The organism is Amycolatopsis sp. NPDC057786 (assembly GCF_042797905.1).
GTDB lineage: Bacteria > Actinomycetota > Actinomycetes > Mycobacteriales > Pseudonocardiaceae > Amycolatopsis.
Genome location: NZ_JBHVKW010000189.1, coordinates 1 through 6012, shown reverse-complemented (window position 1 = coordinate 6012; position 6012 = coordinate 1). Strand labels below are relative to the sequence as shown.

Sequence of the window (6012 nt, the reverse complement as noted above, 5' to 3'; positions counted from 1 at the left end):
ACCGCCCCCCGCGGCCCCCACGCCACGTTCGGCACACGCTCCCGAACGTGGCTTCGCGACGTGTCAGGCGGTGCCGATGCCCACCCCGGTCCAGGAAAGCCCGGCCAGCTCGACGACGTCCCGGTCGAGATGGTTGCGGGTGTCCACGACGACCGGTTTCGTCAGCAGCCCGGCCATCCGCCGCCAGTCGATCGTCCGGAACTCCCGCCATTCGGTGAGCACCACGACCGCCTGCGCGTCCTTGGCGGTCAGGTAGGGGTCGTCGGTGAGGAACATCAGGTCGTCCAGCCTGGTGCGTTCCGCGCTGCCGCCGGGGTCGCAAGCGAGCAGACCGGGGTCGTACCCGGCGAGTTCGGCGCCCCGCGCGGCGAGTTCTTCCGCCACCGCGAGGGCGGGCGAGGACCGCAGATCGTTCGTGTCCGCCTTGAAGACGAGGCCGAGCAGACCGATCCGGACACCGTCCAGGCCGGCGTCCGGCGCGAGTCCGCAGGCGACCGCCACCTTGTCCGCGATCCGGCCAGCCTGCCGGAAATTGGTCCCGATGACCGCTTTGAGCAGATCGAAGTCGACTCCGGCGGCACCGGCCGCCGCCAGCAGCGCGTGGGTGTCCTTCGGCAGGCAGGAGCCGCCCCAGCCGGGGCCTGGCCGGAGGAACGACGTGCCGATCCGCCGGTCGTAACCCATGCCTTCGGCGACGTCGACGATGTTCGCACCGAGCCGTTCGCAGAGTTCGGCGAGCGCGTTGACGTAGGAGAGTTTCGTCGCGAGGAAGCAGTTCGCCGCGTACTTCACCATCTCCGCGCTCGCGGCGTCGGTGATCACGGTCGGCGCGCCGAGCCCGGCATAGAGGGCGGCGACGCGCTCGGCCGCGGCGGGCTTGTCGGAACCGACCACGATCCGGTCGGGGTTCAGGAAGTCCTCGACGGCACTTCCCTCGCGGAGAAACTCGGGATTGGACACCACCCCGATGTTCTCCCGGTCGAGCAGGTCCGAGATCCGGGCGGCGGTGCCGACCGGAACGGTGGATTTCTCGACCAGGACACAACCGGGCGGCAGCAGATCCCTGATCTCCGCCACCACGGACTCCACGATCGCGAGGTCGGCCTCGCCGTCGGCGGCCATCGGGGTCGGCACGCAGAGGAACACCACCTCCGCGTCCGTCACCGCGGCGGCCGCGCCGAGGACGAACCGAAGTCGTCCCGCGGCCAGCCCGGTCGTGACGCGTTCCGCCAGGCCGGGTTCGAGCAGGGTCGTCTCGCCACGTTCGAGCATCTCGAGTTTCGCCGGATCCACGTCGGCGCAGGCCACCCGATGCCCGAGGGCGGCGAGGCACGCCGCCGCGGTCAATCCGACGTAACCGGCGCCGATGACGGCTATCCGATAAGAATGCATTTCGCCACCAAGGTAGTCACGGATTCCTGGGCGGCGGCCAAAAGGGGGAGAAGCGGTTTCAGCAACGACACAAAGGCCGGATCAAGTAAGCAAAGGCCATCCCCAGGACGTTTTCCGAAGTTAACCGTGCCCCATTCACCGGGTAACCCCTAGCCGCCCCCTAGCGACCCCAAGCTGGTCCAGCCACCGTGAGGGGGTTGTAGAACAACGTCCACCCATTACTCCAAATGATATCCACCTGAAGCATGACGTCGAAAACGATCAAGTTGGGTAAGGTCAAATCCGGCATCTTGATAAGAAAAGGATCCGTCAATGCGAGAGTCCATTACCGACCGCGACGTCGGCTTGATGAGGATACTTGACCCACTGCAGCCCGCGGCGTTCCGGCTGGCCTTTTTTCCTCATCCGGTCGGCACGCCGGACCCCCTGTGGCGGCTGACCCAGCTGCTGCTGCCGTCGGTCGAAGTACTGACGATCCAGTATCCCGGCAGCGTGCGACAGGGGACGCACGGCTACATCGGGAACGTCGTCGAGCTGGTGCACGACAGCACCGAGCTGCTGCGCGACTGGACGGATCTGCCGCTGGCCCTGTTCGGGCACCGCGGGGGCGGTGAGTTCACCCTCCAGACGGCGGCGAGGCTGGAACAGGAGACCCAGATCCGGCCGTTGTGCACGTTCGTGGCCGACTGGGGCAGTTCGCCCAAATTCGAGACGGTCAAGCTGAACTCGCCGGTCGTCGCGCTGGCAGGCGGGAACGACGCGGCGGAACTGCCCCGCTGGCGCGAATGCACGACCAGCCGGTTCGACCTCGAGGTCTGGCCGGGCGGCGGGAAGTTCCTGGACACCCATTGCGAGGACATCGCGAACCTGATCCACGATCGCCTGGTCTCGGCGTCGATCGAATGAACGCCCCCACCGGCACCTCGTTGTACCCGGTGAACCTGATCGGGGAAACTGTCCCTGTGACCGAAGTAACCGAAACCCGGGTGATCGTCGCCGACGATCAGGCCGCGGTCCGCGAAGGACTCGTCCTCCTGCTGGGCACGATGCCGGGGATCGACGTGGTCGGCGAGGCAGGCGACGGCGATGAGGCCATCCGTCTCGTCGCCGAACACCGTCCCGACGTCGTGCTGATGGACCTCAACATGCCCGGCACCGACGGCATCGAAGCGACCCGCCACATCCGGCGCGAGCACCAGGACACCCAGGTCGTCGTCCTCACCACGTACGCCACCGACGAACTCGCGCTCGAAGCTCTCGATTCGGGGGCCCTCGGGTACCTCACCAAATCGGCGTCCAAGGATGCGATCGCCCGTGCCATCGCCGCGGCGGCCGCCGGACAGGCCGTCCTCGACCCCGACGTCCAGCGGAGCCTGGTCCGCGCCGCCACCCGGAGCCAGCCCGCGACGCAGCCGCCCGCCGACGGCTTGACGGCGCGGGAGATCGACGTGCTCAAGCTCATCGCCGCCGGGCACGGCAACCGGGAGATCTCGAAGCGGCTGTTCATCAGCGGGACGACGGTCAAGACCCATATCAACCGCATCTTCGCCAAAACGGCCAGCAAGGACCGCGTCGAAGCGATCGCCTACGCCAAACGCCACCACTACGTGGACTGACCGACCGGCGAGTTCTCGTTCGAAAGTCTCGCGAAGCCAGGTGAAACGCCGTGTGGAGGGCGGACCTGGAACGGTCTCGCCCTCCACACGGTGATACAGCCGGTCATCGCAGCACCGCCGGTTCACCCCCGCCGACCTCGCCGGGTTCGGGCTTCGGGGTGCGCAGGGTGGCCATGGCCAGGAAGCCACCGGCGACCGCGATCCCCGCGGCCCCGAGGAACGCCGCCGAGTATCCGCCGGTCAGCGCGACCGGGTCGCCGATCCGTCCCGCGCCGAACGACACCCCGACCGCGGTCATCGCGGCCAGGCCGAGCGCCGAACCGATCTGGTACGAGGTGTTCACGATCCCCGACGCCAGCCCGCCTTCCTCCGGCTTCGCGCTGGAGATCGCGGTGCCCAGCGACGGGATGAACGCCAGCGCCTGACCGAGCGCCGCGACCAGCGACGCGGGCAGGACGTCGACCAGGAAATTACCCGTCGGGCTGACGAACGACAGCCACACCAGCCCCGCGGCGAGTGCCCACAGACCACCGATGACCATCTTCTTCGGCCCGAACCGGCCGATCAGCCGGGGCGCGACCGCGACCATCAGCACGACGATCAGCACGGTCATCGGCAGCAGTGCCGCACCGCTGGCGAACGCCCCGTATCCCAGCACCTGCTGGAGGTACAGGTTCAGGAAGTACCACATCGGGATCCATGCCGCGCCGAGCAGGAACTGCGCGAGGTTCGCGCCGCCGAGATTCGGCGTCCGGAAGATCCCCAGCCGCACCAACGGAACCTTGCGCGACCGCTGGATCGCCACGAACACCGCGAGCAGCGCGACGCCACCCACCAGCGCACCCCAGGTGCCCGCCGAGTCCCAGCCCGCCTCCGGCGCCCGGACGACACCGAACACGGTCAGCCCGAGGCCCGCGGTCGCCGCGATGGCGCCGGCGACGTCGACCGAACCACGCCGAGCGGGGGCGGACGGCATCAGCTTGCCCGTCGCCACGATCGCGACCAGCGAAATCGGGACGTAGAGCCAGAAGATCCACGGCCACGACAGCCACTCGGTGATCACGCCGCCGAGGAACACCCCCGCGGTACCACCCGCCGGGGCGGCCGCACCGTAGAGCGCGAGCGCCTTGGTCAGTTCACGCGGCCGCGCGCCGAACAGCATCATCAGCAGGGTCAGCGCGGACGGCGCGATCAGCGCGGCACCGGCGCCTTGGAGGACCCGGCCGAGGAGTTCCACCCACGCGGTACCCGCGACCGCGGCGACCACGGAACCACCGAGGGTGACGACCCAGCCCGCGGTGAACATCTTCCGCGCGCCGAACAGATCCGAGAGACGTCCGCCGAGCAGCAGCAGCCCGGCCAACGCGATTACGTAGGCGTTGAACACCCATGACAGGTCACCCGGGGAGAACCCGAGGTCCTGCTGCATAGCGGGTAGAGCGACACCGATGATCGAGGTGTCCATGATGACCATGAACTGGGCCAACGCGATGAGTCCCAGTGCCCACCACCGTCGTGGGTCCGGGGTTGTCTCCGCCATGACTACCGTCCTTTCGAGTTCCATTACCCCTAGGGGGTATTGCGGACCTGAACGTAGACCGGTTCACGACGGCGCGCAAGTACCCTTAGGGGGTATTGGTGTCACCAACGTCACAGCTGCCGTTTCACGGCTAAACCCGTTGCCAGGCAAAGATTCATCACGTAGAACATCGACAACCCCAAAGGCGTTCGCCAGAGGGAAGCCAGACCCCCATTGGCACCATGGGGTCATCGATGCTGGACAGGTACCCCCTACGGGTATAAAGTTCCCGTGACCGACCATCAGTACGAGGAGGAGCCGTGCAGCGTCTTCAGTCGCTCGATCCGGCCGACGCGCCGGCGAAGTCCGCCGAGCTGCTCGGCGACATCGTCGAACGGCGTGGCTCGGCAGGTCCGATGGTGTCCGCGATGGCCAACTCCCCCGCGCTCCTTCAGGGCTATCTCGACTTCTCGCGGGCCATGAAGCGGGTCAAGCTTCCCAGGGCACTCAGCGAGAAGATCTCGCTCGCCCTGCAGGAGTGGATCGGTTGCGCGCTGTGCCTGCAGGCGCACACACGAGCCGCGCGGGCCGCCGGGCTCAGCGAGAACGACATCGCGCTGGCCCGGCAGGGCACCTCCACCGATCGACGTGAGGCCACGCTGATCGCGTATGCCGTGCGGGTCCTCGCCGAACCGTCTTCGCTCGGCGACGAGGACGTCGCGGAGCTGCGGGAGCACGGCTGGAGCGATCGGATCATCGCCGACACGGTGGGGCTGGTGTCACTCAACCTGCTCACCGGTTCGTTCAATCTCGTCGCAGGACTCGAACCCGCGCCTGCCGAGCAGTCCACAAAGGAGAAACACGACCATGTCGGTTGAGCACGACCACTCGCACCACGAACACCAGCACCACGGTGACCACGGTGGACAGGCGGGGCACGGCGGCCACGAACACCACCAGCCGGGCAAGGTCTCCTGGGGCATGGCGGCGTCGGCCACCCTGCACTGCCTCACCGGCTGCGCCATCGGTGAGGTGCTCGGCATGGTGATCGGCACCGCGCTGGGCTGGGGCAACGTCGCGACCATCGTGCTCGCCGTCGCGCTGGCGTTCGTCTTCGGTTACGCGCTGACGATGCGCGGCGTCCTGCGCGCGGGCGTCGGCTTCAAACAGGCCCTCAAGGTCGCCCTCGCCGCGGACACCGTGTCGATCCTCGTCATGGAGATCGTCGACAACGGGGTCATGATCGCCGTTCCCGGCGCGATGGAAGCCGGACTCGCCAGCTGGCTTTTCTGGGGCGCGCTCGCCTTCGCGCTGTTCGTCGCCTTCCTGCTCACGACGCCGGTGAACAAGTGGCTCATCGGCCGCGGTTCCGGACACGCGGTGGTGCACGCCTACCACCACTGAAGTGTCCACAAGGGAGACCACGTACCGCGGTACGTGGTCTCCCTCGATTCTGGGCCACCCCTTGTGCTTCCGCACGAGGGG

General features: G+C 67.8%; 6 protein-coding genes. 4 read left to right on the top strand and 2 right to left on the bottom strand.

The window, feature by feature from the left end; translation table 11 throughout:
* Positions 1-63 precede the first annotated feature (63 nt).
* Positions 64-1392: a UDP-glucose dehydrogenase family protein gene (locus ACFVM3_RS41665; RefSeq protein ID WP_378445413.1), complete on the bottom strand. Its 1329-nt coding sequence runs from the start codon at positions 1390-1392 to the stop codon at positions 64-66.
* 312 nt (positions 1393-1704) lie between these two features.
* Between ACFVM3_RS41665 and ACFVM3_RS41660 the strand changes: the two genes are divergently transcribed.
* Together ACFVM3_RS41660 and ACFVM3_RS41655 are read left to right on the top strand one after the other, a co-directional pair.
* Positions 1705-2298 (top strand): thioesterase II family protein, encoded by a 594-nt coding sequence (locus ACFVM3_RS41660; protein ID WP_378445411.1) that lies wholly within the window; start codon positions 1705-1707, stop codon positions 2296-2298.
* 56 nt (positions 2299-2354) lie between these two features.
* Entirely contained in the window at positions 2355-3008 is a 654-nt protein-coding gene (locus ACFVM3_RS41655) for a response regulator (protein WP_378445409.1), read from the top strand.
* 103 nt (positions 3009-3111) lie between these two features.
* On the opposite strand, the gene ACFVM3_RS41650 is transcribed toward ACFVM3_RS41655, so the two are convergent.
* Positions 3112-4548: an MFS transporter gene (locus ACFVM3_RS41650; protein WP_378445407.1), complete on the bottom strand. Its 1437-nt coding sequence runs from the start codon at positions 4546-4548 to the stop codon at positions 3112-3114.
* Positions 4549-4847: 299 nt separating this feature from the next.
* Between ACFVM3_RS41650 and ACFVM3_RS41645 the strand changes: the two genes are divergently transcribed.
* Positions 4848-5405, top strand: a complete 558-nt coding sequence (locus ACFVM3_RS41645; protein WP_378445405.1) for a carboxymuconolactone decarboxylase family protein — start codon at positions 4848-4850, stop codon at positions 5403-5405.
* On the top strand, positions 5395-5931 hold the full coding sequence (locus ACFVM3_RS41640) for a DUF4396 domain-containing protein (protein ID WP_378445403.1): 537 nt from the start codon (positions 5395-5397) through the stop codon (positions 5929-5931). The genes ACFVM3_RS41645 and ACFVM3_RS41640 overlap by 11 nt, the downstream gene beginning before the upstream one ends.
* Positions 5932-6012 lie beyond the last annotated feature (81 nt).